Source organism: Variovorax sp. OK212, assembly GCF_900112425.1.
In the GTDB taxonomy this organism is placed as follows: Bacteria; Pseudomonadota; Gammaproteobacteria; order Burkholderiales; family Burkholderiaceae_C; genus Variovorax.
The window spans coordinates 1144421-1169357 of record NZ_FOLP01000001.1; the positions used below are offsets into that span (position 1 = coordinate 1144421).

22 protein-coding genes are annotated in these 24937 nt (G+C 68.7%); 14 read left to right on the forward strand and 8 right to left on the reverse strand.

What is annotated here, in order from left to right:
* Positions 1-14 precede the first annotated feature (14 nt).
* Positions 15-947, reverse strand: coding sequence for a DMT family transporter (locus BM004_RS05215; RefSeq protein ID WP_256219785.1), 933 nt, complete (start codon positions 945-947; stop codon positions 15-17).
* A gap of 96 nt (positions 948-1043) precedes the next feature.
* Entirely contained in the window at positions 1044-2189 is a 1146-nt protein-coding gene (locus BM004_RS05220; protein ID WP_093124472.1) for an aromatic ring-hydroxylating oxygenase subunit alpha, read from the reverse strand.
* A 183-nt stretch (positions 2190-2372) separates the two neighbouring features.
* Between BM004_RS05220 and xseB the strand changes: the two genes are divergently transcribed.
* The 4 genes from xseB to BM004_RS05240 all read left to right on the forward strand — a co-directional run bounded on the left by xseB (position 2373) and on the right by BM004_RS05240 (position 6633).
* Positions 2373-2639: an exodeoxyribonuclease VII small subunit gene (gene xseB / locus BM004_RS05225; protein WP_093124474.1), complete on the forward strand. Its 267-nt coding sequence runs from the start codon at positions 2373-2375 to the stop codon at positions 2637-2639.
* A gap of 14 nt (positions 2640-2653) precedes the next feature.
* Complete coding sequence (locus BM004_RS05230) at positions 2654-3559, forward strand: polyprenyl synthetase family protein (protein ID WP_093125195.1); 906 nt, start codon at positions 2654-2656, stop codon at positions 3557-3559.
* 21 nt (positions 3560-3580) lie between these two features.
* Positions 3581-5437: a 1-deoxy-D-xylulose-5-phosphate synthase gene (dxs, locus tag BM004_RS05235; protein ID WP_093211651.1), complete on the forward strand. Its 1857-nt coding sequence runs from the start codon at positions 3581-3583 to the stop codon at positions 5435-5437.
* Positions 5438-5550: 113 nt separating this feature from the next.
* Entirely contained in the window at positions 5551-6633 is a 1083-nt protein-coding gene (locus BM004_RS05240; RefSeq protein ID WP_093124480.1) for a TRAP transporter substrate-binding protein, read from the forward strand.
* Between the two features lie 140 nt (positions 6634-6773).
* Here BM004_RS05240 and BM004_RS05245 read toward each other — a convergent pair whose 3' ends face one another.
* A complete protein-coding gene (locus BM004_RS05245; RefSeq protein WP_093211653.1) occupies positions 6774-8621 on the reverse strand; it encodes a TRAP transporter large permease in 1848 nt (615 codons plus the stop codon).
* 23 nt (positions 8622-8644) lie between these two features.
* Entirely contained in the window at positions 8645-9283 is a 639-nt protein-coding gene (locus BM004_RS05250) for a TRAP transporter small permease subunit (RefSeq protein WP_093124486.1), read from the reverse strand.
* A 164-nt stretch (positions 9284-9447) separates the two neighbouring features.
* Between BM004_RS05250 and BM004_RS05255 the strand changes: the two genes are divergently transcribed.
* Entirely contained in the window at positions 9448-10734 is a 1287-nt protein-coding gene (locus tag BM004_RS05255; protein ID WP_093124489.1) for an SUMF1/EgtB/PvdO family nonheme iron enzyme, read from the forward strand.
* A gap of 59 nt (positions 10735-10793) precedes the next feature.
* On the opposite strand, the gene BM004_RS05260 is transcribed toward BM004_RS05255, so the two are convergent.
* Both BM004_RS05260 and BM004_RS05265 read right to left on the reverse strand, forming a co-directional pair.
* Positions 10794-12233: an MFS transporter gene (locus tag BM004_RS05260; RefSeq protein ID WP_093124492.1), complete on the reverse strand. Its 1440-nt coding sequence runs from the start codon at positions 12231-12233 to the stop codon at positions 10794-10796.
* Positions 12234-12309: 76 nt separating this feature from the next.
* On the reverse strand, positions 12310-13665 hold the full coding sequence (locus tag BM004_RS05265) for an omega-aminotransferase AptA (RefSeq protein ID WP_093124495.1): 1356 nt from the start codon (positions 13663-13665) through the stop codon (positions 12310-12312).
* A gap of 107 nt (positions 13666-13772) precedes the next feature.
* Between BM004_RS05265 and BM004_RS05270 the strand changes: the two genes are divergently transcribed.
* A complete protein-coding gene (locus BM004_RS05270; protein WP_093211655.1) occupies positions 13773-14741 on the forward strand; it encodes a LysR family transcriptional regulator in 969 nt (322 codons plus the stop codon).
* A 43-nt stretch (positions 14742-14784) separates the two neighbouring features.
* Here BM004_RS05270 and BM004_RS05275 read toward each other — a convergent pair whose 3' ends face one another.
* On the reverse strand, positions 14785-15549 hold the full coding sequence (locus BM004_RS05275; protein WP_093124500.1) for a FadR/GntR family transcriptional regulator: 765 nt from the start codon (positions 15547-15549) through the stop codon (positions 14785-14787).
* A gap of 239 nt (positions 15550-15788) precedes the next feature.
* On the opposite strand from BM004_RS05275, the gene BM004_RS05280 reads away from it, so the two are divergent.
* The 8 genes from BM004_RS05280 to BM004_RS05315 all read left to right on the forward strand — a co-directional run bounded on the left by BM004_RS05280 (position 15789) and on the right by BM004_RS05315 (position 23681).
* Positions 15789-16994, forward strand: a complete 1206-nt coding sequence (locus BM004_RS05280) for an ABC transporter substrate-binding protein (protein WP_093211657.1) — start codon at positions 15789-15791, stop codon at positions 16992-16994.
* 97 nt (positions 16995-17091) lie between these two features.
* Positions 17092-17952, forward strand: coding sequence for a branched-chain amino acid ABC transporter permease (locus tag BM004_RS05285; RefSeq protein ID WP_093124505.1), 861 nt, complete (start codon positions 17092-17094; stop codon positions 17950-17952).
* A gap of 10 nt (positions 17953-17962) precedes the next feature.
* The gene (locus BM004_RS05290) at positions 17963-18934 is read left to right on the forward strand and encodes a branched-chain amino acid ABC transporter permease (protein WP_093212035.1); all 972 of its coding nucleotides are present in this window, start codon (positions 17963-17965) and stop codon (positions 18932-18934) included.
* Positions 18931-19698 (forward strand): ABC transporter ATP-binding protein, encoded by a 768-nt coding sequence (locus BM004_RS05295; protein ID WP_093211660.1) that lies wholly within the window; start codon positions 18931-18933, stop codon positions 19696-19698. Before BM004_RS05290 ends, BM004_RS05295 begins: the two co-directional genes overlap by 4 nt.
* On the forward strand, positions 19695-20408 hold the full coding sequence (locus BM004_RS05300) for an ABC transporter ATP-binding protein (protein ID WP_093211662.1): 714 nt from the start codon (positions 19695-19697) through the stop codon (positions 20406-20408). The genes BM004_RS05295 and BM004_RS05300 overlap by 4 nt, the downstream gene beginning before the upstream one ends.
* Positions 20409-20443: 35 nt before the next feature.
* Positions 20444-21709 carry a Zn-dependent hydrolase gene (locus BM004_RS05305; RefSeq protein ID WP_093211664.1) on the forward strand — a complete coding sequence of 422 codons (1266 nt, stop codon included), beginning with the start codon at positions 20444-20446 and terminating at the stop codon, positions 21707-21709.
* Positions 21706-23199, forward strand: a complete 1494-nt coding sequence (locus BM004_RS05310) for a M81 family metallopeptidase (RefSeq protein ID WP_093211666.1) — start codon at positions 21706-21708, stop codon at positions 23197-23199. Before BM004_RS05305 ends, BM004_RS05310 begins: the two co-directional genes overlap by 4 nt.
* Before the next feature lie 104 nt (positions 23200-23303).
* The gene (locus BM004_RS05315) at positions 23304-23681 is read left to right on the forward strand and encodes a nuclear transport factor 2 family protein (protein WP_093124516.1); all 378 of its coding nucleotides are present in this window, start codon (positions 23304-23306) and stop codon (positions 23679-23681) included.
* Positions 23682-23749: 68 nt separating this feature from the next.
* Here the strand turns inward: BM004_RS05315 and BM004_RS05320 are convergent, their stop codons facing one another.
* Positions 23750-24904: a helix-turn-helix domain-containing protein gene (locus BM004_RS05320; RefSeq protein ID WP_093124519.1), complete on the reverse strand. Its 1155-nt coding sequence runs from the start codon at positions 24902-24904 to the stop codon at positions 23750-23752.
* Positions 24905-24937 lie beyond the last annotated feature (33 nt).

Genomic DNA, 24937 nt, shown 5'->3' on the forward strand with positions numbered 1-24937 from the left:
GAAAAAAATGAGGTTCAGTGCTCTTCGGCCGGCGCCTTGGGCACCGCCCGTTGCCGCAACACGGTTGCAGCAATGCCGCTCGCAATGATCAGGGCCATGCCGCCCCAGCCGGCGCTGTCGATGTGGTCGTCGAACACCACCACGCTGTAGAACGCCGCGAAGACGATGCCCGAATACTGCAGGTTGGCGACCACCAGCGTACCGGCTTGCGTCTTGGCGGTGGCGTAGGCGCGCGTCATGCACAGCTGTCCGAGCGCGGCCAGCAAGCCGATCGGCAGCAGCCACAGCGCATGCTGCCACGTCCATGCGCCGCCGCCCGAAAACCCCGTGGCGGCCGTGGCGAAGGCGCCGGCCACGGCCGAGCCGACCGCGAAGTAGAAGACGGTGCGCAGCTCGGGCTCGCCGATGCGCGACAGCGCCACCACCTGCATGTAGGCGAACGCGGCCGTGAGGCCCGACAGCAGGCCCAGCAGGCCCGCGAAGCCCTCGTTGCCGTTGACGCTGGGCTTGAGCATGAGCACCACGCCCACGAAACCGGTGAGCACCGTCATGGCCAGAACGCCCTGCAGCGGCGGGCGCTCCACCCGGCCGTCGCGCCCGGGCACGGGCACCCAGGCCAGCAGCGCGCCGCCGACCAGGAAGGCCGCGACCCACACGCTGCTCATGTAGTTGAGCGTGACGGCGGTGGCCAGCGGCATGTGGGCGATGGCATAGAACCACGCGCCGAGCGACACCACGCCGATGGTGCTGCGCCAGGCGTGCATGCCGGGGTAGCGGGTGGCCAGCGACACGCCGCGGTTGCGCGCCAGCAGCCAGAGAAAGACGATGCCGATCAGCCCGCGGCCGAGCACCATTTCGCCGCTGTTGAACCACGCCGAGGCGATCTTCACGACCACGCTCATCGTGGCGAACAAAAAGGCGCCGAGCACCATCCAGAGCGCTTGCATCGTCTCTACTTTATGAAAGGGAAGGGGGAGAAAGAGGTGCCCGGGTGGCCCCGGGACTTGCTGGATGCGTTCGCGCGGCGGGCACCAGGGCGGGCGTCACGCGATCTTGTTCTGCATGGCCACGCGGTACCACTCGTGGAACTGCTGCATGCCGTCTTCCATCGGGCTCTGGTAGGGCCCGGTCTCGTTGTCGCCGCGCAGCATGAGCGCGCGGCGCCCGGCGTCCATGCGCTCGGCGATCTCGTCGTCCTCCACGCAGGTTTCCATGTAGGCGGCCTGCTGGGCCTCGACGAATTCGCGCTCGAAGGCGACGATTTCCTCGGGGTAGAAGAACTCGACCATGTTGAGCGTCTTGGTCGGGCTCACGGGGTGCAGGGTCGACACCGTGAGCACGTGCGGATACCACTCGACCATCACGTGCGGGTAGTAGGTCAGCCAGATGGCGCCGTACTTCGGCGGCTTGCCGTCGCGGTACTTGAGCAATTGCTCCTGCCACTTCTGGTAGACCGGGCTGCCGGCGCGGCCCAGGCGGTTGGCCACGCCCACCGTCTGCACCGAATAGCGCGGCTTGAACTCCCAGCGCAGGTCGTCGCAGGTGACGAAGCTGCCCAGCCCCGGGTGGAACGGGCCGACGTGGTAGTCCTCGAGGTAGACCTCGATGAAGGTCTTCCAGTTGTAGTTGCACTCGTGCAGCTCGACGCGGTCGAGCGCGTAGCCCGAGAAGTCGAGGTCGGCCTGCGGCCCGAGGCCGGCCATGTCGGCCGCCACGTCGGGGCCCGAGCCGTCCGGGTTCTTCTCGAACAAAAGCCCGTTCCATTCGGTGAGCGGGTAGTTGTGCAGGTTCAGGCAGGGGTCGTGATCGAAATGCGGGGCGCCGATCAGCGTGCCGGTGGTGCGGGCGTCGCTCGCGGCATAGGTCCAGCGGTGCAGCGGGCAGACGATGTTGCCGCCGGCCTGGTTGTCGAGCTGGCCCCGGCCCTGCAGGATCAGGGCCTGGCGGTGGCGGCACACGTTGGAGATCAGCTCCACGCCCTTGGGCGTGTGCACCAGCGCGCGGCCCTGGTGCTCCTGGGGCAGGGTGTGGAAGTTGCCCTGTTCGGGCACGGCCAGGCGATGGCCGACGTAGCGGGGCCCTCGCGCAAAAAGGTTCTGCATTTCGCGGGCATACAGGGCCTCGTCGAAATACGCGGAAACTGGAAGTTGGCTCGTGGCCTGCTGCAGTTGAAGACTTAAATCAGACATGGAGGACCTGACCAAGCTCCCCACAGGGAGGAAAGGAAAAAGAACGGAAAGGCGCCGCCTGTGTGGATCGGCGGCCCGAAGAGGTGCGCTGACTTCGTCAACGAGAGAAGTTCGCATTGTACCCGGGGACCCCTGTTTTGGTCCCCGCCCTAAAATGCCCGGTTTCACCCACGTTTCGCTTGCATGCCCAAGGTGCCTTCTCCTTCCACGTCCAGCCCGGCGGCGACGCCCGACACCGGTCCGCTGCCCGCCAGTTACGAAGCCGGGCTCCAGGAGCTGGAACAACTGGTCGCGGAACTCGAATCGGGCCAGTTGCCGCTCGACCAGCTGCTCGGCAGCTACCAGCGCGGCGCCGCGCTGCTCGCCTTCTGCCGCGACAAGCTGCAGGCGGTCGAAGACCAGATCAAGGTGCTCGACGCGGGCAGCCTGAAGGTCTGGGCGGCCGAATGAGCACCGCCACCACGATGAATTCCCCCCGTTGGGACGCGAAGACCCTGGCCGGCTGGAGCGAACCCCATCTGGCGAACGTCGAGTCGGCGCTGTCGCGCTGGGTCGGCGTCGATGCCCCCGTGCTGCTGGGCGACGCCATGCGCTACGCCGTGCTCGACGGCGGCAAGCGGCTGCGGCCCCTGCTGGTGCTGGCCGCCAGCGAAGCCGTCGGCGGCAACGTTGCCGCGGCGCTGCGTGCGGCCTGCGCCACCGAGCTGATCCACGCCTATTCGCTGGTGCACGACGACCTGCCGTGCATGGACAACGATGTGCTGCGGCGCGGCAAGCCCACGGTGCACGTGAAGTTCGGCGAGGCCGACGCCCTGCTGGCCGGCGACGCGCTGCAGGCCCTGGCCTTCGAGCTGCTGACGCCCGAAGGCGACGAGATTTCCCCCGCCACCCAGGCCACGCTGTGCCGCCTGCTCGCGCGCGCCGCGGGCAGCCAGGGCATGGCCGGCGGCCAGGCGATCGACCTGGCCAGCGTGGGCATTGCACTGGACGAAGCGCAGCTGCGCGAAATGCACCGCCTGAAGACCGGCGCGCTGCTGCAGGGCAGCGTCGAGATGGGCGCGGCCTGCGGCCCCGTCAGCGCCACGGCGCTGGATGCGCTGCGCGGCTACGGCGCGGCCATCGGTCTCGCGTTCCAGGTGGTCGACGACATCCTCGACGTCACCGCCGACTCGCAGACCCTGGGCAAGACCGCCGGCAAGGACGCCGCGGCCGACAAGCCCACCTACGTTTCGCTGCTCGGCCTCGACGGCGCGCGGGCCCAGGCCCGCCAGCTGCTGGCCGACGCGCTCGCCGCGCTGGACCGGAGCGGCCTGGCCGACACGGCCGCCCTGCGCGCGCTGGCCCACATGGTGGTCGATCGCGACCGCTGAGAGAAAAGAACAAACCTCCTCATGGCTCCGTTGCTCCCCACACTCCACGACCCCGCGCCGATCCGCAAGTACGACCGGGCCCAGCTGCGCCAGCTGTCCGACGAGGTGCGCGCCTGCGTGCTCGACAACGTCTCGCGCACCGGCGGCCACCTGAGCTCCAACCTCGGCACGGTCGAGCTCACGGTCGCGCTGCACCACGTGTTCAACACGCCGCACGACCGGCTGGTGTGGGACGTGGGCCACCAGACCTACCCGCACAAGATCCTGACGGGCCGGCGCGAGCGCATGCCCACGCTGCGCCAGCTCGGCGGCATCTCGGGCTTTCCGCAGCGCACCGAGAGCGAGTACGACACCTTCGGCACGGCGCACTCGTCGACCAGCATCTCGGCCGCCCTGGGCATGGCCATGGGCGCCAAGCAGAAGGGCGAGGACCGCCACACCGTGGCCATCATCGGCGACGGCGCGCTCACGGCCGGCATGGCCTTCGAGGCGCTGAACAACGCCGGCGTGTGCGACTGCAAGCTGCTGGTCATCCTGAACGACAACGACATGTCGATCAGCCCGCCGGTGGGCGCGCTCAACCGCTACCTCGCGCAGCTGATGAGCGGCAACTTCTACGCCGCCGCCAAGAACGTGGGCAAGAGCGTGTTGCGCAACGCACCGCCGCTGTTCGAGCTGGCCAAGCGCCTCGAGCAGCATGCCAAGGGCATGGTCGTGCCGGCCACGCTGTTCGAGCAGTTCGGCTTCAACTACGTCGGCCCTATCGACGGCCACGACCTCGACTCGCTGGTGCCCACGCTCGAAAACCTCAAGCACCTGGACGGCCCGCAGTTCCTGCACGTGGTCACCAAGAAGGGCCAGGGCTACAAGCTGGCCGAGGCCGACCCGGTGGCCTACCACGGCCCCGGCAAGTTCGATCCGCAGGTGGGGCTGGTCAAGTCGACCGCCGTGGTCAAGCAGACCTTCACGCAGGTGTTCGGCCAGTGGCTGTGCGACACCGCCGCCGCCGACGGCCGCCTCGTGGGCATCACGCCCGCGATGCGCGAAGGCTCGGGGCTGGTGGAGTTCGAGAAGCGCTTTCCCGAGCGCTACTACGACGTCGGCATTGCCGAGCAGCACGCCGTGACCTTCGCGGCCGGCCTGGCCTGCGAAGGGCTCAAGCCGGTGGTGGCGATCTACTCGACCTTCCTGCAGCGCGCCTACGACCAGCTGATTCACGACGTGGCGATCCAGAACCTGCCGGTGGTGTTCGCGCTCGACCGCGCGGGCCTGGTCGGCGCCGACGGCGCGACGCACGCGGGTGCGTACGACATTCCGTTCCTGCGCTGCATTCCGAACATGAGCATCGCGTGCCCGGCCGACGAGCGCGAATGCCGCCAGCTGCTGTCGAGTGCCTACGAACAGAACCACCCGGTGTCGGTGCGCTATCCGCGCGGCGCGGGTGCCGGCGTGGCGCCGCACCTGTCGCTCGACGCGCTGCCGTTCGGCAAGGGCGAGGTTCGCCGCGAAGGAAAGCGCATCGCCATCCTCGCGTTCGGCACGCTGCTGTACCCCGCGCTCACCGCCGCCGAATCGCTCGACGCCACGGTGGTCAACATGCGCTGGGCCAAGCCGCTGGACGTCGAGCTGCTGCTGAAGGTGGCGGCCACGCACGACGCGATCGTCACGCTCGAAGAGGGCGCCATCATGGGCGGCGCGGGCAGTGCGGTGCTCGAAGCACTGCAGGCCGCGAACGTGCACAAGCCGGTGCTGCAGCTGGGCCTGCCCGACCGCTTCATCGAACATGGCGACCCGGCCAAGCTGCTGTCGGGCATCGGCCTGGACGCGGCGGGCATCGAGGCCGCCATTCGCCAGCGCTACGTTTCCAGCGCAGGGTAAACCCCCGCCGGGCACCTGTAAGCGCGTTTTTACAATCAAGAAGACTTACACAAAAGTCCCCAACGCGGTCACAAGCCGCGTTTCGTTTTTTCCAAGAACTCGGAGTGCATTCAATGGATCGTCGTTCCCTCATCAAAAACGCCGGCATCGCCGGCGTTTTGGCCGCTGGCATCGCGCCGGCCGTTCACGCGCAAGCCGCGATTCGCTGGCGCCTCGCGTCGAGCTTTCCCCGTTCCCTCGACACCATCTTCGGCAGCGCCGAGATGCTCTCGAAGACGGTCAAGGCGCTGTCGGGCGGCAAGTTCGAGATCTCGGTCCACCCCGCGGGTGAACTGATGCCCGCGTTCGGCGTGGTCGATGCCCTGCAGGCCGACACGCTCGAAATGGCGCAGACCGCGGCCTACTACTTCACCGGCAAGGACCCGATCTTCGCCTTCAGCTGCGCAGTGCCCTTCGGCCTGACCGCGCGCCAGACCGATTCCTGGAAGGACTACGGCAACGGCCGCAAGCTGCTCGACGCCTTCTTCGCGCAGTACAACTTCCGCACCGCCAGCGCCGGCAACACCGGCACGCAGATGGGTGGCTGGTACCGCAAGGAGATCAAGACGGTCGAAGACCTGAAGGGCCTGAAGATGCGCATGGGCGGCGGCGTGTTCGGCGAGGCCATGGCCAAGCTGGGCGTGGTGTCGCAGAACATGCCCGCGGGCGACGTGTACCAGGCGCTCGAAAAGGGCACGCTGGACGCCGCCGAGTTCGTCGGCCCCTACGACGACGAGAAGCTGGGCTTCAACAAGGTCGCCCCGTACTACTACTACCCCGGCTGGTGGGAAGGCGGCGCCGACCTCGAGTTCTTCATCAACAACAAGGCATTCGCCAAGCTGTCGGACGAGAACAAGGCCATCCTGGACGCAGCGACCAAGGTTGCCGCGCGCGACATGATCGCCAAGTACGACGCCTACAACCCCGTCGCGCTCAAGCGCCTCGTGGCTGCCAAGACCCAGCTGAAGCCGTTCCCCAAGGCCGTCATGGACGCGGGCTTCAAGGCCTCGATGGAAGTGTTCGCCGAGCACGAAGCCAAGTCGCCCGACTTCAAGAAGATCCACCAGGACATGCGCGCATTCCAGCGCGACCAGATCCTGTGGAACCGCTTCTCGGAATACCCGTTCAACCAGTACATGAACACGGTCAAGATCTGAGGACCCGCTGGCCGGGCCGTTCGCGGCCAGCCAGCCAGCAAAAAGGCCGGACTGCTTTCGCAGTCCGGCCTTTTTTCATGGGGCTTCGCGGAGCTCGGTGAACCCCGGTCTGGTTGCCCCAGGTCTGGTTGCGCGCCGCCTCAGGGCTTCTGCGGCTTCAGCGCGTCCTGCATGGCCTTCATGGGGTCGCTCTCGGTGCTCTCGGCCGGCGGCTCCGGCGTGGCGGGGGCGGCCGGTGCCGCACCGGCACCAGCACCAGCACCAGGGACGGTCGGCTCGACCGCCGGCGCGGCTTCTTCCGGCGTGCCGTACGGGTCGGTGGGCGTGGCGTCGCCTTCGGGCTTCAGGCTGTCGCGCATCTGCGCGCCGATGTCGTCCAGGTTGACCTTGATCTCCTTGTCGAGCGCGCCCGTCACGATCTGCGGGAAGGCGATGAGCACGCCCACCATGGTGAGCTGGATCAGCACGAACGGGATCGCGCCCTTGTAGATCTGCATCGTCGTCACCGGCTCCATGACCTTCTGGGTCACGCGGTCCACGTACTGCTTCTCGGGCGCGACGGAGCGCAGGAAGAACAGCGCGAAGCCGAACGGCGGGTGCATGAACGAGGTCTGCATGTTCACCGCGAGCAGCACGCCGAACCAGATCAGGTCGATGCCCAGCTTGTGCGCCACCGGCGCCAGCAGCGGCACCACGATGAACGACAGCTCGAAGTAGTCCAGGAAGAACGCCAGGAAGAACACCAGCACGTTCACCGCGATCAGGAAGCCCACCGGGCCGCCGGGCAGCGACGACAGCAGGTGCTCGACCCAGATCGGGCCGTCGGCCGCCTGGAACACCAGGCTGAACACGGTGGCGCCGATCAGGATGAACATCACGAAGCTCGAAAGACGCGTGGTCGAGGCCAGCGCCTGCTTGAGCAGCGAGAAGCTCATGCGCCGGCGCACCCAGGCCATGACCAGCGCGCCCATGGCGCCCATGGCGCCGCCTTCGGTGGGCGTGGCCACGCCCAGGAAGATGGTGCCCAGCACCAGGAAGATCAGCAGCAGCGGCGGGATCAGCACGAAGGTGACCCGTTCGGCCAGCCGCGACAGCAGGTTGAGCTTCAGGCCCTTGTTGACCAGCGCGATCACCAGTGCCACGAAGACGCCGCCGCACATGGCGACCACCACCTTCTCGTCGGTGGCCACGGAGGTCACTTCGTGACCCTGGAACCAGCTGTGCACCGCCGCCATGTTGCGCGCCAGCCAGACCGCCACCACGGCCGACAGGGCGGTGAGGCCCACCAGCGACGCGTAGCCGCCGCTGCCGTTGGGCTGGCGGAAGGTGCGCGCCTCGGGCGGCAGCGCCGGCACTTGCGCCGGCCTGAAGATCGCCAGGAACACCACGTACAGCACGTACAGGCCCATCAGCATGAAGCCGGGCAGGAAGGCGCCCTTGTACATGTCGCCGACGCTCTTGCCGAGCTGGTCGGCCATGATGATCAGCACCAGCGAGGGCGGGATGATCTGCGCCAGCGTGCCGGACGCCGCGATGACGCCGCTGGACAGCCGGCGGTCGTAGCCGTAGCGCAGCATGATGGGCAGCGAGATCAGGCCCATCGAGATGACCGAGGCCGCCACCACGCCGGTGGTGGCCGCCAGCAGCGCGCCGACGAAGATCACCGCCAGCGCCAGGCCGCCGCGCATCGGGCCGAACACCTGGCCGACCGTGTCGAGCAGGTCCTCGGCCATGCCGCTTCGCTCGAGGATCAGCCCCATGAGCGTGAAGAAGGGCACCGCCAGCAGCGTGTCGTTGGCCATGATGCCGATCAGCCGCTGGGGCAGCCAGGCCATCACCGACGACTGGAACACGCCGAGCTCGATGCCGACGAAACCGAAGAACAGGCCGCAGGCCCCGAGGCTGAATGCCACCGGGAAGCCCAGCAGCAGGAAGCAGATCAGCCCCGCGAACATGATCGGGGCGAAGTTGGCAACAATGAATTCCATGGTGTGTGTGTCTGCTCGGCCGTTCAGTGTTGCGGCTTGGCGGCCACGGGGGACGTGCCGGGCGCGGCCTTGGCGGCGTCCGCCTCGGCCTGTAGGCGCAGGGCTTCGATGAGTTCGGCCTCGGCCGTCTTGTCGGTCAGGCGGCCCATGGGGTCGGGGCCTTCACCGCGCAGGAACGCGATGCGCTTGATGAGTTCGGACCAGCCCTGCAGCAGCAGCAGCACGAAGCCCACCGGCAGCGCCGCCCACACGGGCCAGCGGATCAGCCCGCCCGAGTTGCCCGACATTTCGCCCGACTGGTACATCTGGATCACCACCGGCATCGACAGCCACAGCACCGTGATGCACAGCGGCGTCAGGAAGAAAGTGAAGCCGATGATGTCGATCCACACCTGCTTGCGCTTGGACAGGCGGCTGTTGAGCACGTCGATGCGCACGTGTTCGCGGTGCAGCAGCGTGAAGCCGGCGGCGATCAGGAACGACCACGCGAACAGGTACCACTGCACTTCGAGGAACGCGTTGGAGCTGGTGTTGAACACCTTGCGCACGATCGCGTTGAGGGCGCTGATCGCCGTGGCGGCCAGGATCAGCCAGATGGCGTATCTGCCCACCTGGGCATTGAGCCAGTCGATGGCCCGGGACAGCTTGAGCAAGCCTTGCATTACATCTCCATTTTTGTATTGGATGCCCCCATATACGACGGCACCCGACGCACTGGCCTTGTGTGCCAGCGGGTCGGGTGCGTGAGGCGGGACGAATTCTATCGACGTAATGCAAAGTGTCTTTCGGGGCGTACCCGGGGGGCGCAGGGTGGCCATAATCCCCCATGGCCCAGACACCGCGACCCCCTCCGGCTCCGGCCGTGGCGACGTCCCAATCGATCGACTCCCCCGACATCTGCCGGGCAGGCCGCGACCTGCTCTCGCTGGCGCTGATCGATGCGCGCAACCACACCCTTCACCTGCTGTCGCTCTACGAGCAGGCCCTTGGCGAGCACATGCCGGTGGCCGCGGCGCCGGACGTCGTGCCGCCGATCTGGCTGGCCGGGCACATCGGCTGGTTTGCCGAGTGGTGGATCGGGCGCAACACGCAGCGCGCCTTCGGTGCCGACTGCCCGGTGCGTCCCACGCGGCTCGCGGCCATCGAGCCCGGCGCCGACGACTGGTGGGGCACCGTGCAGCTGCCCCAGGCGCTGCGCGGCATTCCGGACTTGCCCGACCTGGCGCAGACCAAGGCCTACATGCTCGACACGCTGGAGAGCACGCTCGAGCTGCTCGAGCACGCGGCCGAGACCGACGCGGGCCTGTACTTCTACCGCCTCGCGCTGTTCCACGAAGACCTGCGCGGCGAGCAGTTCGTGGTGATGGCGCAGACGCTGGGGCTGCCGCTGGGCGTCGAGCAGGCGCCCATCGCCGTCACGCGCGAGCCGCTGCTGCTGCCGGCCACGCGCTGGGAGCTGGGCATGCCCGAGAACGGCTTCGCCTTCTCGCAGGAGCGCGCGGCGCACCGGGTGGAAGTGCCCGAGTTCGAGATCGACGCGCAGCCCGTCACCTGGAACCAGTACATCGAGTTCGTCGACGACGGCGGCTACGACCGCGAGGAGCTGTGGCACGGCGACGGCTGGCGCTGGCTGGCCGCGCAGGTCGACGGGCGGCGCGGGCCGCGCCATGTCGAGCAGATCGGCGTGGGGCGCCATGGCACGGGCGGCTCGGTGCTGCAGCAGCGCTTCGGCGCGACCGTGCGCGCGGCCGGCCACCACAGCGCGGTGCACCTGAGCTGGTGGGAGGCCGACGCCTGGGCGCGCTGGGCCGGGCGGCGCATCGCGACCGAGGTCGAATGGGAAATCGCGGCGCACACGGCCGCGCGGCGCGGTTTCCGCTGGGCCGACGTGCACGAATGGACCGCGGGCACGCTGCAGCCCTGGCCGGGCTACCGGGCCGACCCGTGGAGCGCGGGAACCGATTTCGATCCGGCCGCCGGCTTCGGGCGCGCGCGCGTGCTGCGCGGTGCGTCGTTCGCGACGCGGGCGCGGCTGCGTTCACCGCGCCGCCGCGGCTTTGCGCTGCCGGGCCGGGACGACGGCTTCTTCGGCTTTCGCACCTGCGCGTTGTAGTCGCGCAGTAGTCGCGCTTTGATCGCGCTGTAGTCCTGCCCGGTTGCGCCCGGTCGAACTCAGCGCTCGCCGCCCGCTTCCGACGACAGCGGCGGCGCCACTTCCTCCAGCGGCTTGCGCTCCGCGTCGGCCGCATAGCGCAAGGCCAGCAGCCCCGCGACGATGACCAGCACGGCGCCGATGCCGTAGCCCACCATCACCGCGCCGCGGCTGCCGGTCTCGATCAGCAGGCCGAACAGCAGCGGCGCCGCGAAGCCGCCCGCGCCCATGCCCACCGCATAGAAGATCGCGATGGCCATCGCGCGCATCTCCAGCGGGAACACCTCGCTCACCGTGAGGTAGGCCGAACTGGCCGCCGCCGAGGCCAGGAAGAACACCGCCGACCAGCACAGCGCCTGGCTGCGCGCGTCGAGCCAGCCCATCATGAAGGCCCAGCCCGTGAACGCCAGGCCGACGCCCGCGAGCACATAGGTCAGCGCGATCATCTTGCGCCGGCCCACGCTGTCGAACAGCGGGCCCAGCAGCAGCGGCCCCAGCACGTTGCCCAGCGCGAACGGAAAGATGTAGAGCGCCACGCTGGCCTCGGGCACGGCATAGAAGCGCGTGAGCACCAGCGCGTAGGTGAAGAAGATGGCGTTGTAGAAGAAGGCCTGCGACACCATCAGCGCCAGCGCGACCACGCTGCGCTGCCGGTAGCGTTGCAGCAGCACGCGCGCCACTTCGCGCATCGACGGGCTGTGGGCGCGCGCGGCCGTGTAGTTCACATGGCCCTGCGGCGCGGGCAGCGGGCCGTGCTGCGCCTCGATCTCGGCTTCGATCTGGTCGACGATGCGCTTGGCTTCATCGGCGCGGCCGTGCGCGATGAGCCAGCGCGGGCTCTCGGGCACGTCGCGCCGCACCAGCAAGATGGCCACCGCCAGCACCGCGCCCAGCGCGAAGCCGGCGCGCCAGCCCCACACCGGGCCGATCACGCGCGCGTCGAGCAGCACCAGGCTGAGCGCCGCGCCCAGCGCCGCGCCGATCCAGAAGCTGCCGTTGATGGCCAGGTTGACGCGCCCGCGCACGCGCGCCGGAATGAGTTCGTCGATGGCCGAGTTGATGGCCGCGTACTCGCCGCCGATGCCCAGCCCCGTGACGAGGCGGCACAGCGCGAAGAAGGCGAAGTTGGGGGAGAACGCCGTGGCCAGCGTGCCGATGGTGTAGACCACCAGCGTGATCAGGAACAGCTTCTTGCGGCCGAGCCGGTCGGTGAGCCGCCCGAAGAGCAGGGCGCCGAGCACCGCGCCGGCCACGTACACCGAGCCCGACAGGCCGATCTCGCCGGCCGTGAGCCCGAGCGTGTCGGGCCGCTCGAGCACCGCGCCGATCGAGCCCACCAGCGTGACCTCGAGGCCGTCGAGCACCCAGGCCACGCCCAGTGCGATCACCACGCGCCAGTGCCAGCGGGACCATGGCAGGCGGTCGAGGCGGGCGGGAATGTCGCTGCGCAGTGCCGTCATCCCGCCGATTATTGGAAGGCGGCCGGCGTGCCGCCTGTAGGACCCGACCTCCGATGAGGCCGCGGTCCGTCGCGGGTCAGGCCGTTTCTGCGAGCGCGTCGGCCAGCGCGTTCACCATGCGGTCGATCTCCGCCTTTTCCGCGATGAAGGGCGGCGCGAGCTGGATGGTGTCGCCGCCGTAGCGCACGTAGAAGCCCTTCTTCCAGCAGTTCATCGCGATCTCGTACGGGCGGCGTGCCGGCTCGCCCGGCAGCGCGGCGATCGTGAGGCCCGCGGCCAGGCCGTAGTTGCGGATGTCGTTCACGTGCTTGCTGCCCTTCAGGCTGTGCACGGCGTTCTCGAAGTGCGGCGCCAGCGTCTGCACGCGGCCGATCATGTCTTCCTTCTGCAGCACGTCGAGCGCGGCGATGCCGGCGGCGCAGGCCACCGGGTGCGCGCCGTAGGTGTAGCCGTGCGGGAACTCGAGCATGTAGTCGGGACCGCCGGCGGCCATGAAGGTGTCGTAGATCTCCTTGCTGGCGACCACGGCGCCCAGCGGCTGTGCGCCGTTGGTGACCTGCTTGGCGATGTTCATGATGTCGGGCGTCACGCCGAAGGCTTCCGCGCCGGTGAACGCGCCGCAGCGGCCGAAACCGGTGATGACCTCGTCGAAGATCAGCAGGATGTTGTGGGCCGTGCAGATGTCGCGCAGGCGCTTCAGGTAGCCCTTGGGCGGGATCACCACGCCGGCCGAGCCCGCGAAGGGCTCCACGATGACGGCCGCGATGTTCGACGCGTCGTGCAGCGCGATCAGGTCGAGCAGGCGGTCGGCCAGCTCGGCGCCGTTGTCGGCCATGCCGCGCGTGAAGGCGTTCGAGGCCAGTTGCGTGTGCGGCAGGTGGTCGGCTTCGATGCCCTGGCCGAAGAGCTTGCGGTTGGCCGCGATGCCGCCCACCGAGATGCCGCCGTAGTTCACGCCGTGGTAGCCCTTCTCGCGGCCGATCAGGCGGGTCTTGCTCGACAGGCCCTTGGTGCGCCAGTAGGCGCGCGCCATCTTCAGCGAGGTGTCGGCGGCTTCGGAGCCCGAGCCGGTGAAGAACACGTAGTCCAGGCCCGCGGGCGTGAGTTCCTTGATCTTGTTGGCCAGCTCGAACGAGGCGGGGTGGCCGAACTGGAAGGCGGGCGAGTAGTCGAGCTTGGCGATCTGGCGGCTCACCGCCTCGGTGATCTCGGGGCGGCCGTGGCCCAGGCCCGAGCACCACAGGCCGGACAGGCCGTCGAAGATCTTGCGGCCGTCGGCGTCGGTGAAGTAGGCGCCCTTGGCCTCCACGATGATCCGCGGATCGGCCTTGAAGTTGCGGTTGCCGGTGTAGGGCATCCAGTGCGCGTCGAGCCAGGCGGCGTCGGTGCGGACGGCGGGCGTGGGTTCGAGGGCGGGGGTGGCAAGGGTCATGGCGATTCCCGCAAGGGCGGGCTCCGGAGGGGTGATGAGGTGTGCCGATTGTTCGCACAGCCTTCAGTGTGGAGAATGGCGCAATATCAATGTTCACTTGACAATTCATGCAAGTAAAAGAGAAAGCCCAAAACGGTGCCGCCGGCACCCGCAACCGCGCCGTTCTGGGGCAGCTCAGCGACATGGACCTGCGCCTGCTCAAGGTGTTCAAGAGCGTGGTCGACTGCGGCGGCATGGCGGCCGCCGAGCTCGAGCTGAACATCGGCACCTCCACCGTGAGCCGCCACGTGAAGGACCTGGAGACGCGGCTCGGCCTGGTGCTGTGCCGGCGCGGGCGCGCGGGCTTCGCGCTCACGGCCGAGGGCCAGCGCGTGTACGACGAGACGCTGCGCCTGCTGGCCTCGGTCGACGCCTTTCGCGGCAGCATCGACGACATCCACAACCGCATGGGCGGGCAGCTCGAGGTGGCGGTGTTCGACAAGACCGCCACCAACCCGCAGGCGCGCATCGGCGAAGCCATTGCGCGCTTCACCGAGATCGCGCCCGAGGTGAGCCTGGCGCTGCACGTGGGGTCGATCAACGCGATCGAGCAGGGCGTGCTGGAGGGCAACTTCCAGATCGGCATCATCCCGGCGCACCGCAGCTCCAAGAGCCTGGTGTACGCCGACCTGTTCGACGAGACCATGCTGCTGTACTGCGGCGCGGGGCATCCGCTGTTCGGCGCCGGCCACGCAAAGCTCACCTGGGCCAAGCTGCGCGAGCACCATTTCGCGGGGCTGGGCTACCACTCGCCCAACATGGAGCTGAGCCACCGCGCGAAGCTCTCGCGCAAGGCGACCGGCTTCGACCAGGAAGCCATCGCCACGTTGATCTTGTCGGGGCGTTTCCTCGGCTTCCTGCCTGATCACTACGCGCAGGTCTTCGAGCAGCGCGGGCTCATGCAGCCGGTGCTGCCGGCGCGCTTCAACTATGCGTGCCGCTTCGTGAGCCTGCTGCGCCGCTCGCCGAAGCCGTCACGCGCGGTGCTGGCGTTCCAGGCGTGCCTGGCGCAGGCGCACCAGCGCCTGCACAAGTAAAGAAGAAAGTAGAGAAGAAAGAGAGCGAAGCCGGGAAGGCGGCTCAGCGCTGCCCGCTCGGCAGCAGCAGGTGCTTCGCCCCGATGTGCGCTTCCATCTCGTGCATGTGGTGCTCGGCATCGACCATGTGCTCGGCCATCAGCCGGCGCACCTCGTCGGCGTCTTCCTTGCGGTAGGCGGCCAGCAACTGCGTGTGGTAGTCGACGTTGGTCTCGCCGAAGTGGTGATGGTCGAGCGCCTTCTTGTAGACCACGAGGTCGCGCAGCAGGTCGTTGAGAAAGCGGCACATGAAGGACAGCACCGGATTGGGGCAGCTTTCTGCCAGCATCGTGTGGAAGGCCAGCTCGGCCTCGCGCTGGGTGCGCAGTTCGTCCTCGTTGGTCGGCTCGACGGTGCACAGGCGGATGTTTTCTTCGAGCTTGCCGAACTGCTCCGGCGTCAGCTTGCCCACCACGCTCACGGCCAGTTCAGGCTCCAGCGCCTTGCGCAGCTGGTAGATGTGGTGCCCGTCGAGGTGGTGAAAGTGCAGGAAGTTGCGCAGCGGCTCCGACGCATGGTCCACCGACACCTGTTGCAGGTACGCGCCGCCGCCGGGGCCGGTGCGGATCGACACGAGGCCGCGCACTTCCAGGGCCTTCAGCGCCTCGCGCACGGTGCTCTTCGAATAGCCGAAAAGCTCGATCAGTTCCTTCTCGTTCGGCAGCCGGTCGCCGGGCTGCTTGCGCTCCGCCACGATCCAGCGCTTGACGTCTTCGACGATGACGTCCGAGAGCTTTTGCCGTTTAGGACGGTTCTGTCCCACTCTCATTGAAACGCTCCATGCCCATCGGGAGATGCGCGGGATGCGCAACAGCGGGCGATCTTAAACGGCGGCATCGAGGGCTCCGGTCGGGTGGTGGGCACAAGCCTTGCTTGCGGGTTTTTACCAGCATATTAATCCTATTTATCCGCTTAAATTTGCCCGCGATCGCTGGCACCCCGTTTTCCTTCTTTCCCCCACGTTCCGTCCCACCCCCACCCTCATCCCCATCTCGACCGGAGAACTCCATGCAACGCAGACACCTTCTTCAGCTGGCCGCCCTGTCGGCTGCCCCCGCCTCGCTGCTCACGGGCCGCGGCGCTTTCGCGCAGTCGGCGCAGACGATCCAGTTCGGCTGCCCGGTGCCGATGTCGGGTGCCTTCGCGGCCAACGGCAAGTTCGCCGACCTGGGCATGAAGCTGGCCATCGAGCAGTACGGCAGCGTGCTGAAGCGCCCGCTGGCCTACACGGTGCTCGACACCGAGGGCAAGCCCGCCACCGCGGTGCGCAAGGTGCAGGAAGCCTCGCAGCAGCAGGGCGCCAAGTTCTTCGCGGGCGGCATCCTGTCGTCGGAAGCGCTGGCCATGGGCAAGGAAGCCGAGAAGGCCGGCGGCCTGTTCATCACCACTGCGGGCGCCGACGAGATCACCGGCAAGGACTGCAACCCCGCCACCTTCCGCTGGTCGGTGCCCACCTTCGGTGCCATCGAGCAGACCGTGCGTCCGCTGATCGCCTCCATGCCCAAGGCCAAGCGCTGGTACACCATCACGCCGCAGTACGTGTTCGGCGAGGGCCTCTTGAGCGCGGCCAAGAACATCTTCCAGGAGAAGGGCATCGAGCACGTGGGCAACAGCTACCACTCGCTCAATGAAAAGGAATTCAGCGGCTACCTCACCAACGCCATGGCCGCCAAGCCCGACGTGCTGCTGCTGCTGAACTTCGGCGCGCAGTCGTCCGCCGCGCTGCGCCAGGCGGTGAGCTTCGGCATGCACAAGAACATGACGATCCTCATGGCCTGGGCTTCGGGCCTGGAGCAGTTCGACGAGCTCGGCGCCGACCTGTGCGACGGCGTCTACTTCGGTGCGCAGTACTGGCACACGGCCGACACCACGCTCAACAAGGACCTGGTGAAGCGCACGGCCGACAAGCTGAAGATCGTGCCCAACTACAGCCTCGCGGGTTCGTACATCTGCACCAAGATCCTGATCGACGGCATCGTGAAGGCCGGCACGGTCGACCCCAAGGCCGTGATCGCCGCGCTCGAGGGCATGAAGTTCGACGGCCTCACCGGCACCGAGGAAATCCGCAAGGCCGACCACCAGGTCATCAAGGACTACTACCTGCTCAAGGGCAAGGCCAAGTCGAAGATGGCGAACCCGGCCGACTACGTCGACGTGGTGAGTTCGGGCAAGTCGTTCCTCGCCGCGGACAAGACCGGCTGCAAATTGGGCTGACGCCCGGGCTTGCCCACTGCGTGCGGCCTCCGGATCCCTTGCAGGTTGGCTGCAAAGGGAGGCGGGCCGCGCCACCGCGCCACCACTACCCATCCCTATGACCGTCTACCTGCTCCAGACCATCAACGGAATCGGCATCGGCATGCTGTATTTCCTGCTGGCCGTCGGCCTGTCCATCGTCTTCGGCCTGCTGCGCTTCGTGAACTTCGCGCACGGCGCCTTCTACCTGCTGGGCGCCTACCTGTGCTACCAGGCCATGCAGTGGGGCCTGAACTTCTGGGCCGCGCTGGTGGTGGTGCCGCTCGCCGTGGGCGCGCTGGGCTGGCTGGCCGAGAAGCTGCTGCTGCGCCGCGTGTACGCCAAGGCGCACGAATTCCACATCCTCGTCACCGTGGGCCTGGCGCTGGCGGTGCAGGAGATCGTGATCGTGTTCTGGGGCCCGCTGGGCAACAGCGTGCCCACGCCCGACCTGCTGCAGGGCGTGGTGATGTGGGGCAGCTTCATCTACCCGAAGTACCGGCTCTTCGTGATCGGCTTCACCGCCGTGCTCGCGGTGCTGCTGTGGTGGGTGCTCGAAGGCACGCGCCTGGGCAGCGCGGTGCGCGCGGGCAGCGAATCGACAGAGATGGTGTCGCTGCTGGGCATCAACGTGTTCCGCGTGTTCAGCCTGGTGTTCGCGCTGGGCGCGGCCACCGCGGCGCTGGCCGGCGTGCTGGCCGCGCCCATTCGCGGGGCCGAGCCGTTCATGGGCGTCGAGGCGCTCAGCGTGGCCTTCGTGGTGGTGGTGATCGGCGGGCTCGGCAGCTTCGGCGGGGCGCTGGTCGGCGGCCTGCTGATCGGCATCGTGCAGAGCCTCATGAGCACCATCTGGCCGCCGGGTGCGAGCCTGATGATCTACGTCGCCATGGCAGCCGTGCTGCTGCTGCGCCCGCATGGCCTGCTCGGCCGCAGAGGATGAGGACCACGCCATGCCAAGAAAATATTCCTTCCTCCTGGCGCTGATCGTCGCGCTGGGCCTGCCGCTGGTGCTGCGCTCGGGTTCGCTCGCGAGCGAGGTGCTCATCTACGCGCTGGCCGCCGTCGGCTGCAACCTGCTGCTGGGCTACACCGGGCTGCTGTCGTTCGGCCAGGGCATCTTCTTCGGGCTGGGCAGCTACACCATCGCGATCCTGCTCACGCGGCTGCAGCTGCCGATGCCGGTGGCCCTGCTCGCGGCCATCGGCATGGGCGCGCTGGGCGCGGCGGTGGTCGGCTGGGTGGCCATTCGCCAGCGCGGCACCTACTTCGTGATGCTCACCTTGGCCTTCGCGCAGATGTTCTATTTCGTGGCGTACACCGCCTCGGGCCTCACGGGCGGCGACAACGGGCTGCTCGACGTGCCGCGCCCGGCCTTCATGGACACGCCGTGGAAGTACTACGCCTTCGTGGCGGTGATGTTCCTCCTTGCGTTCGCGCTGCTGCTGCGCGTGACCGACTCGGTCTTCGGCCGCACGCTGCTGGCCATCCGCGACAACGAGGACCGCGCCGCCGCCGTGGGCTACGACCTCAAGCGCTTCAAGCTGCTGGCCTTCGTGATCTCCGGCGCCGTCACCGGCCTGGCGGGCGGCCTGCACGCCATGATGACCGGCATCGCGCCGCTGTCGAACGCCGAGTACCACACGAGCGAAATGATTTTGGTCATCACCGTGATCGGCGGCACCGGCAACCTGTTCGCGTCGGTGCTGGGCTCGGCCTTCTACGTGCTGCTGGCCGACTGGCTCTCCACGCTGTGGCCGCGCTGGCTGTTGCTGCTGGGCCTGCTGCTGATCGGCGTGAGCATCGGCATGCAGCGCGGGCTCTGGGGCCTGGGCGAAAGCGCATGGCGCCGCGTGTTCCGCAAGGCCGTGCCCGACCCCAAGGCGGCCTCCGCCGCAAGCGCCGCGCAAGGAGAAAAAGCATGAGCGACGTTCTCATCGAAGCCGTCGGCGTCACCAAGCACTACGGCAAGTTCGCCGCGCTGGGCGGCGTCGACCTGAAGATCAAGCGCAACACCGTGCACTCGGTGATCGGGCCGAACGGCGCGGGCAAGACCACGCTGTTCCACATGCTCACGGGCACCGGCACCACCACGGGCGGGCGCATCGTGTTCGACGGCCACGACGTGACGCGCGAGCCCGACCACCAGCGCGTGCAGCGCGGCATGGCGCGCTCCTTCCAGGTCACGAGCCTGTTCGCGAGCCTGTCGGTGCGCGAGAACCTGCGCGTGGCGGCGCAGGGCGTTGCACCGCGCCAGGCCATGAACTGCTGGCGCGCGCCGGTGGGCGAGCGTGCCTGCGCCGAGACGGTGGCCGAGGTGCTCGCGCGCGTCGGCCTGGAGCGGCTGGCCGACACGCCGGCCAGCGTGCTGTCGCACGGCCAGCAGCGCCGCCTCGAGGTGGGCATGGCGCTGGCCGCCAGGCCCAAGGCGATCTTCCTGGACGAGCCGACCTCGGGCATGGGCATCGACGACCTCGACGACATGAAGCAGCTGATCCGCGGCCTGCGCGACGCGCACACCGTGGTGCTGATCGAGCACAACATGAACATCGTGATGGACATCTCCGACACCGTGACCGTGATGCAGCTCGGCCGCGTGCTGGCCGAGGGCTTGCCGGGCGACATCCGCGCCGACGCGCGCGTGCGCACCGCCTACCTGGGCAACATGATCACCGGAGGAAAAGCATGAGCACCGGCCACATCCTCGAAGTGGAAGGCCTGCACGCGCACTACGGCAAGAGCCACGTGCTGCAGGGCGTGTCGATGCGCGTGGGCGAGGCCGAGCTGGTCACGCTGCTGGGGCGCAACGGCGCGGGCAAGTCGACCACGCTCAAGAGCATTGCCGGCGCCGTGCTGCCGACCGGCGGGCGCGTGCGCTTCCAGGGCGCCGACGTCGCGGGCCAGCCGCCGCACCGCATCGCGCAGCGCGGCGTGTGCCTGGTGCCCGAGCACCGCGGCGTCTTCAAGCTGCTGTCGGTGGAAGAGAACCTGCTGCTCGGCCAGCGGCGCGAGTCGCCCTGGCAGCTCGATGACATCTACCGCGTCTTCCCGCGCCTGAAGGAGCGCCGGCGCAACGGCGGCGGTCAGCTCTCGGGCGGCGAGCAGCAGATGCTGGCCATCGGCCGCGCGCTCATGAACCATCCGCGCCTGTTGATCCTCGACGAGCCGGTCGAAGGCCTGGCGCCGGTGATCGTCGAAGAGATCGTCGCGCAGCTCAAGACCATCAAGGCGGCCGGCGTGGCCATTCTGCTGGTCGAGCAGAACCTCGAGGTCTGCGTGCAGCTGGCCGACCGCCACTACATCGTGGAGCAGGGCGTGATCGTGCACGAGGCCGCCAATGCCGACTTCGTGGCCGACCACCAGGTCAAGGACCGCTACCTGGGCGTGGGCCTCGCCTGAGGCGCCCGCCAACCCCTCTTTCTTTCCGCACCACCATGACATCACACACCGAACTCCGCATCGACGGCCAGCGCCTCTGGGCCTCGCTGATGGAACTGGCGCAGCTGGGCGCCACTGAAAAAGGCGGCGTCTGCCGCATCGCACTGACCGAGCTCGACCGCCAGGGCCGCGACCTGTTCACGCGCTGGGTGCGCGAGGCGGGTTGCGAGGTCCGCGTGGACGCCATCGGCAACATCTTCGCGCGCCGTGCCGGTCGCAACAACGCGCTGCCGCCCGTCACCACCGGCAGCCACATCGACACGCAGCCCACCGGCGGCAAGTTCGACGGCAACTACGGCGTGCTGGCCGGCCTCGAGGTGATCCGCAGCCTGAACGACGCCAAGGTGCAGACCGAGGCGCCGATCGAGGTGGCGGTGTGGACCAACGAAGAGGGCTCGCGCTTCGTGCCCGTGATGATGGGCTCGGGCGTGTTCGCCGGCGCCTTCACGCTGGAGCACGCGCTGGCGCAGCGCGACACCGAAGGCGTGAGCGTGTCCGACGCGCTCGCGGCCATCGGCTATGCGGGCAGCGTGGCGCCGTCGGCAACGGCTTCGCCCGTGGGCGCGTACTTCGAAGCGCACATCGAGCAAGGCCCGGTGCTGGAAGCCAACGAGCGCGTGATTGGCGTGGTCGAAGGCGCGCTCGGCCAGCGCTGGTACGACGTGGTGCTGCAGGGCATGGAGGCGCACGCCGGCCCCACGCCGATGGAGCTGCGCAAGGACGCGCTGCTGGCAGCCGCCGAACTGGTGATCGAGGTGAACCGCATCGCGCTGGCCCACGCGCCGCATGCGCGCGGCACGGTCGGCTGGATCGACAACTATCCCAATTCCCGCAACGTGATTCCGGGCCGCGTGAAGCTCAGCGTCGACCTGCGCGCGGCCGACGACGTGGTGCTGTCGGCGCTGGACGCCGCCATGCGCGAAGCGGTGCAGCGCATCGCCACCAAGGGCAAGGTCGAGGCGACGGTGGAGCAGGTGGTGTACTTCCCGCCGCAGCCCTTCACGCCCGGACTGGTGTCCGCCGTGCGCGACGCCGCGCAGGCGCAGGGCATGACCTGGATGAACGTGATCAGCGGCGCGGGCCACGACGCGGTGTACCTCGCGCGCGTGTGCCCCGCGGCCATGATCTTCGTGCCCTGCCTGGACGGCATCAGCCACAACGAGATCGAGGACGCGCAGCCCGACCACCTGGAAGCCGGGTGCAACGTGCTGCTGCAGGCGATGCTGCAGAGCGCGGTCGTGGTCGAGGAGGTCGCCGCATGAAAGTGCTGATCGCGCGCCTCAACCACGAGACCAACACCTTCTCGCCCGTGCCCACGCCGCTCGCGGCCTTCGGGCCCGACGGCCCGACCTTCGGCGAGCAGGCCTACACCGACAACAAGGGCATGCGCACCGCGATGTCCGCCTTCATCGACCTGGCCGAGGCGGCGGGCGCCACGGTGGTGACGCCGGTGTCGGCCTCGGCCAACCCGAGCGGGCCGGTCGATGCGCAGGCCTACACCACGCTCACGCAGTGCATCGTCGATGCCGCGCCGGGCTGCGACGCCATCCTGCTCGACCTGCACGGCGCCATGGTCGCGCAGAACAGCGCTGACGGCGAGGGCGACCTGCTGGTGCGCCTGCGCGCCGCCGCGCCGGGCGTGCCCATTGGCGTGGCGCTCGACCTGCACGCCAACGTGACACCCGAGATGGTGGAGAACGCGGACGTGATCGTCGGCTTCAAGACCTACCCGCACATCGACATGTACGAAACCGGCGACCATGCCGGGCGTCTGATGTTCGACCTGCTGGCCGGGCGCAGCCAGCCGCACATGCGCTGGCGCCAGTTGCCCCTGATGGCGCACACGTTGCGCAGCGCGTCGTTCACCGGCGCGATGCAGCGCGCCATCGAGGCGGCGCAGGCGGCGGAGAAGTCGGAGTCGCTCGCGGTGTCGATCCTGGCGGGCTTCTCGCTGTCGGACATCGCGGCGCCGTGCATGAGCGTGATCGCGGTCGATGCGCAGTCGCCCGAGCGCGCGCAGGCCACGGCCGACCGCATCGCCGCGCAGATGTGGGCCGAGCGCGAGGCCTTCATCTACCGCAGCGAACCGCTGGCCGAATCGATCGCGCGCGCCAAGCTCATCGCCCACGGCGCGGCGCGCCCGGTGCTGTTGCTCGACCACGGCGACAACTGCATGTCGGGCGGCAGCTGCGACACCATGGACGTGCTGCAGGAGGCGCTTGCGCAGGGCCTGCACGGCATCGGCGTGGGCCCGCTGTGCGACCCCGAGGCGGTGGCCGAACTCATCGCGGCGGGCGAGGGCGCCGAGGTGACGGTGGCGCTGGGCAACAAGGTGTCGCTCGCGGGCATCGGCCTGTCGAAGACGCCGGTGCGCCTGACCGGCACGGTGCGCGTCATCAGCGACGGCGACTACGTCATCACCGGCCCCACCTACACCGGCCAGCGCAGCAGCATGGGCCGCACGGTGCTGTTCGACATCGGCGCCGCGCGCATCGTGGTGACCGAGCGCACGCAGGAGCCGTGGGACATCGGCGTGTTCGCGTGCGCGGGGCTCGACCCGCGCACCGAGCGCTTCCTGCTGCTGAAGTCGCGCATGTACTGCCGGCCGGTGTTCGGGCCGCTGTCGTCCGCGCTGGTGGAGTGCGACAGCCCCGGCGTGACGAGTTCGGACTACGGCCTGTTCCCCTTCGGCAAGGTGCGCCGGCCGGTGTTCCCGCTCGATGCGAACGCGACGATGGACACGGCCGCATAAGGCGCCGCATAACCTGCCACGTCATGGACGCGCCTCGCGTGCGGCGCGACCATTCCTTCACCCCGCGATGTTGCGGGTCGAACCCCTCGAAAGGAATCGTCACCATGAACACCGCCGCACACGACGCCACCGCGATCGCCCAGGGCTACATCGCCGTGTGGAACGAAACCGACGCCGCGCGCCGCGCCGCGCTGATCGAAGCGGGGTGGGCCGCCAACGCCCATTACGTCGACCCGATGGCGCAGGCCAGCGGTCATGCGCAGATCAACGCACTGGTCGGCGCCGTGCACCAGCGCTTTCCGGGCTTCCGCTTCAACCTGCTGGGCAAGGCGGATGCGCATGGCGACCACCTGCGCTTTTCGTGGACGCTGGGCCCGAGCGGCGCGCAAGACCTGATCCAGGGAACGGACTTCGTGCAGCTCGACGCGGGCAAGCTGCGCACGGTCACGGGCTTCCTGGACAAGGTGCCGGTCGGTGCCTGAAGCAAGAAGAAAAAAGAAAGAAGAAGAAGGAAGGCCGAAGCGGCCGGGCGAAAGCCGAATGAAAGCCCTCAGTCCGGCGCGCCGCTCGTGCGGCCGCGCCACAGCTTGCGGTAGACGGTCGCTCGGCTGATTCCCAATGCACGGGCCGCCTCGGCCACGTTGCCGCGCGCATCGGCCACCGCCTTGCGGATCAGCGCCGTCTCCACGTCGCGCAGCCGCGGCTGCGCCTCGGCCGCCGGCGCGCCCGGCGGGATGTCGGCGCCGTTGCGGTGGGGCCGCACCTGCACCCGCAGGCCCGACCACAGCGGCACCTCGAGCACCGGGTCGCCGCGGCGGGCCGCATCGAACATCATGTGCAGCGGCAGGGCGAAGAGGTCGTTGAACAGCAGGGCGTGCTCGCTGCGCGCGAGCGGCTGGTGCAGCATCTGCCGCGCCGCCGCGTTGGCGCCGGTGACGCGGCCTTCGGCGTCGATGCACAGCAGGCCCTCGGTGGCCTCGCTGGCCGCGCAGCCGGGCCAGGCCAGGTGCAGCAGCAGCTCGCAGGGTTCGCGCATCACCAGCATGTTCTCGATGCTGCGGGCGGACAGGGTGGTCAGGTGGCGCAGCTCGGGCCGCTCCACCGTCTGCACGCCGGTCAGGTCGAGCATGCCGATGCAGTCGCCCCGCGGGCCGAACAGCGGGGCGCCTGCGCAGCTGTAGACGCTGGTGTCGTCGAAGAAATGCTCGCCCCGATGCAGCCACACCGACTCCTGCTCGGCCAGCGCGGTACCGATGGCGCTGGTGCCGATGGCGCGCTCCGACAGGTCGACGCCGATGCGCCCGATGTCGCGCGCGCAGCGGCTGGCGGCGTCGGTGCCGGCGGGGAGGTTGCCCACGTCGACCACGATGCCCTCGGCGTCGGTGAGGATGGCGAAGTAGCGGGTGTCGGCGATGGCGCGCGACAGGCGGTCGATGACCGGGCGCGCCGCCGCGACCAGCGCCCGGTTGCGCTCGGCCACGTCGCGGCTGCCCGAGCGGCTCACCGGGTCGAAATGGACCCGCTGCCGCGGCTGCTGCCCGGCCTCGATGCAGCGCTGCCAGGAACGGGCGATCCAGGAGTCGATGCATGCATGCGGGCGCGCGCCTTGGGGTTCGCCTTCGATGAGCGCGCGGCGGGCCTGGGAAATGGCCAGGGAACGGGCGAGGGAACCCTCTGGGGATGGCGAGACGAGAGTGGCGGTCATCGTGTGTTTTCGCGGGCGGGGCGGCATTTCCCG

Coding starts and splice junctions, on each gene's coding strand:
- BM004_RS05215 (WP_256219785.1), bottom strand. CDS start 947: ATGCAAGCGCTCTGGATGGTGCTCGGCGCCTTTTTGTTCGCCACGATG.
- BM004_RS05220 (WP_093124472.1), bottom strand. CDS start 2,189: ATGTCTGATTTAAGTCTTCAACTGCAGCAGGCCACGAGCCAACTTCCA.
- xseB (WP_093124474.1), top strand. CDS start 2,373: ATGCCCAAGGTGCCTTCTCCTTCCACGTCCAGCCCGGCGGCGACGCCC.
- BM004_RS05230 (WP_093125195.1), top strand. CDS start 2,654: ATGAATTCCCCCCGTTGGGACGCGAAGACCCTGGCCGGCTGGAGCGAA.
- dxs (WP_093211651.1), top strand. CDS start 3,581: ATGGCTCCGTTGCTCCCCACACTCCACGACCCCGCGCCGATCCGCAAG.
- BM004_RS05240 (WP_093124480.1), top strand. CDS start 5,551: ATGGATCGTCGTTCCCTCATCAAAAACGCCGGCATCGCCGGCGTTTTG.
- BM004_RS05245 (WP_093211653.1), bottom strand. CDS start 8,621: ATGGAATTCATTGTTGCCAACTTCGCCCCGATCATGTTCGCGGGGCTG.
- BM004_RS05250 (WP_093124486.1), bottom strand. CDS start 9,283: ATGCAAGGCTTGCTCAAGCTGTCCCGGGCCATCGACTGGCTCAATGCC.
- BM004_RS05255 (WP_093124489.1), top strand. CDS start 9,448: ATGGCCCAGACACCGCGACCCCCTCCGGCTCCGGCCGTGGCGACGTCC.
- BM004_RS05260 (WP_093124492.1), bottom strand. CDS start 12,233: ATGACGGCACTGCGCAGCGACATTCCCGCCCGCCTCGACCGCCTGCCA.
- BM004_RS05265 (WP_093124495.1), bottom strand. CDS start 13,665: ATGACCCTTGCCACCCCCGCCCTCGAACCCACGCCCGCCGTCCGCACC.
- BM004_RS05270 (WP_093211655.1), top strand. CDS start 13,773: ATGCAAGTAAAAGAGAAAGCCCAAAACGGTGCCGCCGGCACCCGCAAC.
- BM004_RS05275 (WP_093124500.1), bottom strand. CDS start 15,549: ATGAGAGTGGGACAGAACCGTCCTAAACGGCAAAAGCTCTCGGACGTC.
- BM004_RS05280 (WP_093211657.1), top strand. CDS start 15,789: ATGCAACGCAGACACCTTCTTCAGCTGGCCGCCCTGTCGGCTGCCCCC.
- BM004_RS05285 (WP_093124505.1), top strand. CDS start 17,092: ATGACCGTCTACCTGCTCCAGACCATCAACGGAATCGGCATCGGCATG.
- BM004_RS05290 (WP_093212035.1), top strand. CDS start 17,963: ATGCCAAGAAAATATTCCTTCCTCCTGGCGCTGATCGTCGCGCTGGGC.
- BM004_RS05295 (WP_093211660.1), top strand. CDS start 18,931: ATGAGCGACGTTCTCATCGAAGCCGTCGGCGTCACCAAGCACTACGGC.
- BM004_RS05300 (WP_093211662.1), top strand. CDS start 19,695: ATGAGCACCGGCCACATCCTCGAAGTGGAAGGCCTGCACGCGCACTAC.
- BM004_RS05305 (WP_093211664.1), top strand. CDS start 20,444: ATGACATCACACACCGAACTCCGCATCGACGGCCAGCGCCTCTGGGCC.
- BM004_RS05310 (WP_093211666.1), top strand. CDS start 21,706: ATGAAAGTGCTGATCGCGCGCCTCAACCACGAGACCAACACCTTCTCG.
- BM004_RS05315 (WP_093124516.1), top strand. CDS start 23,304: ATGAACACCGCCGCACACGACGCCACCGCGATCGCCCAGGGCTACATC.
- BM004_RS05320 (WP_093124519.1), bottom strand. CDS start 24,904: ATGACCGCCACTCTCGTCTCGCCATCCCCAGAGGGTTCCCTCGCCCGT.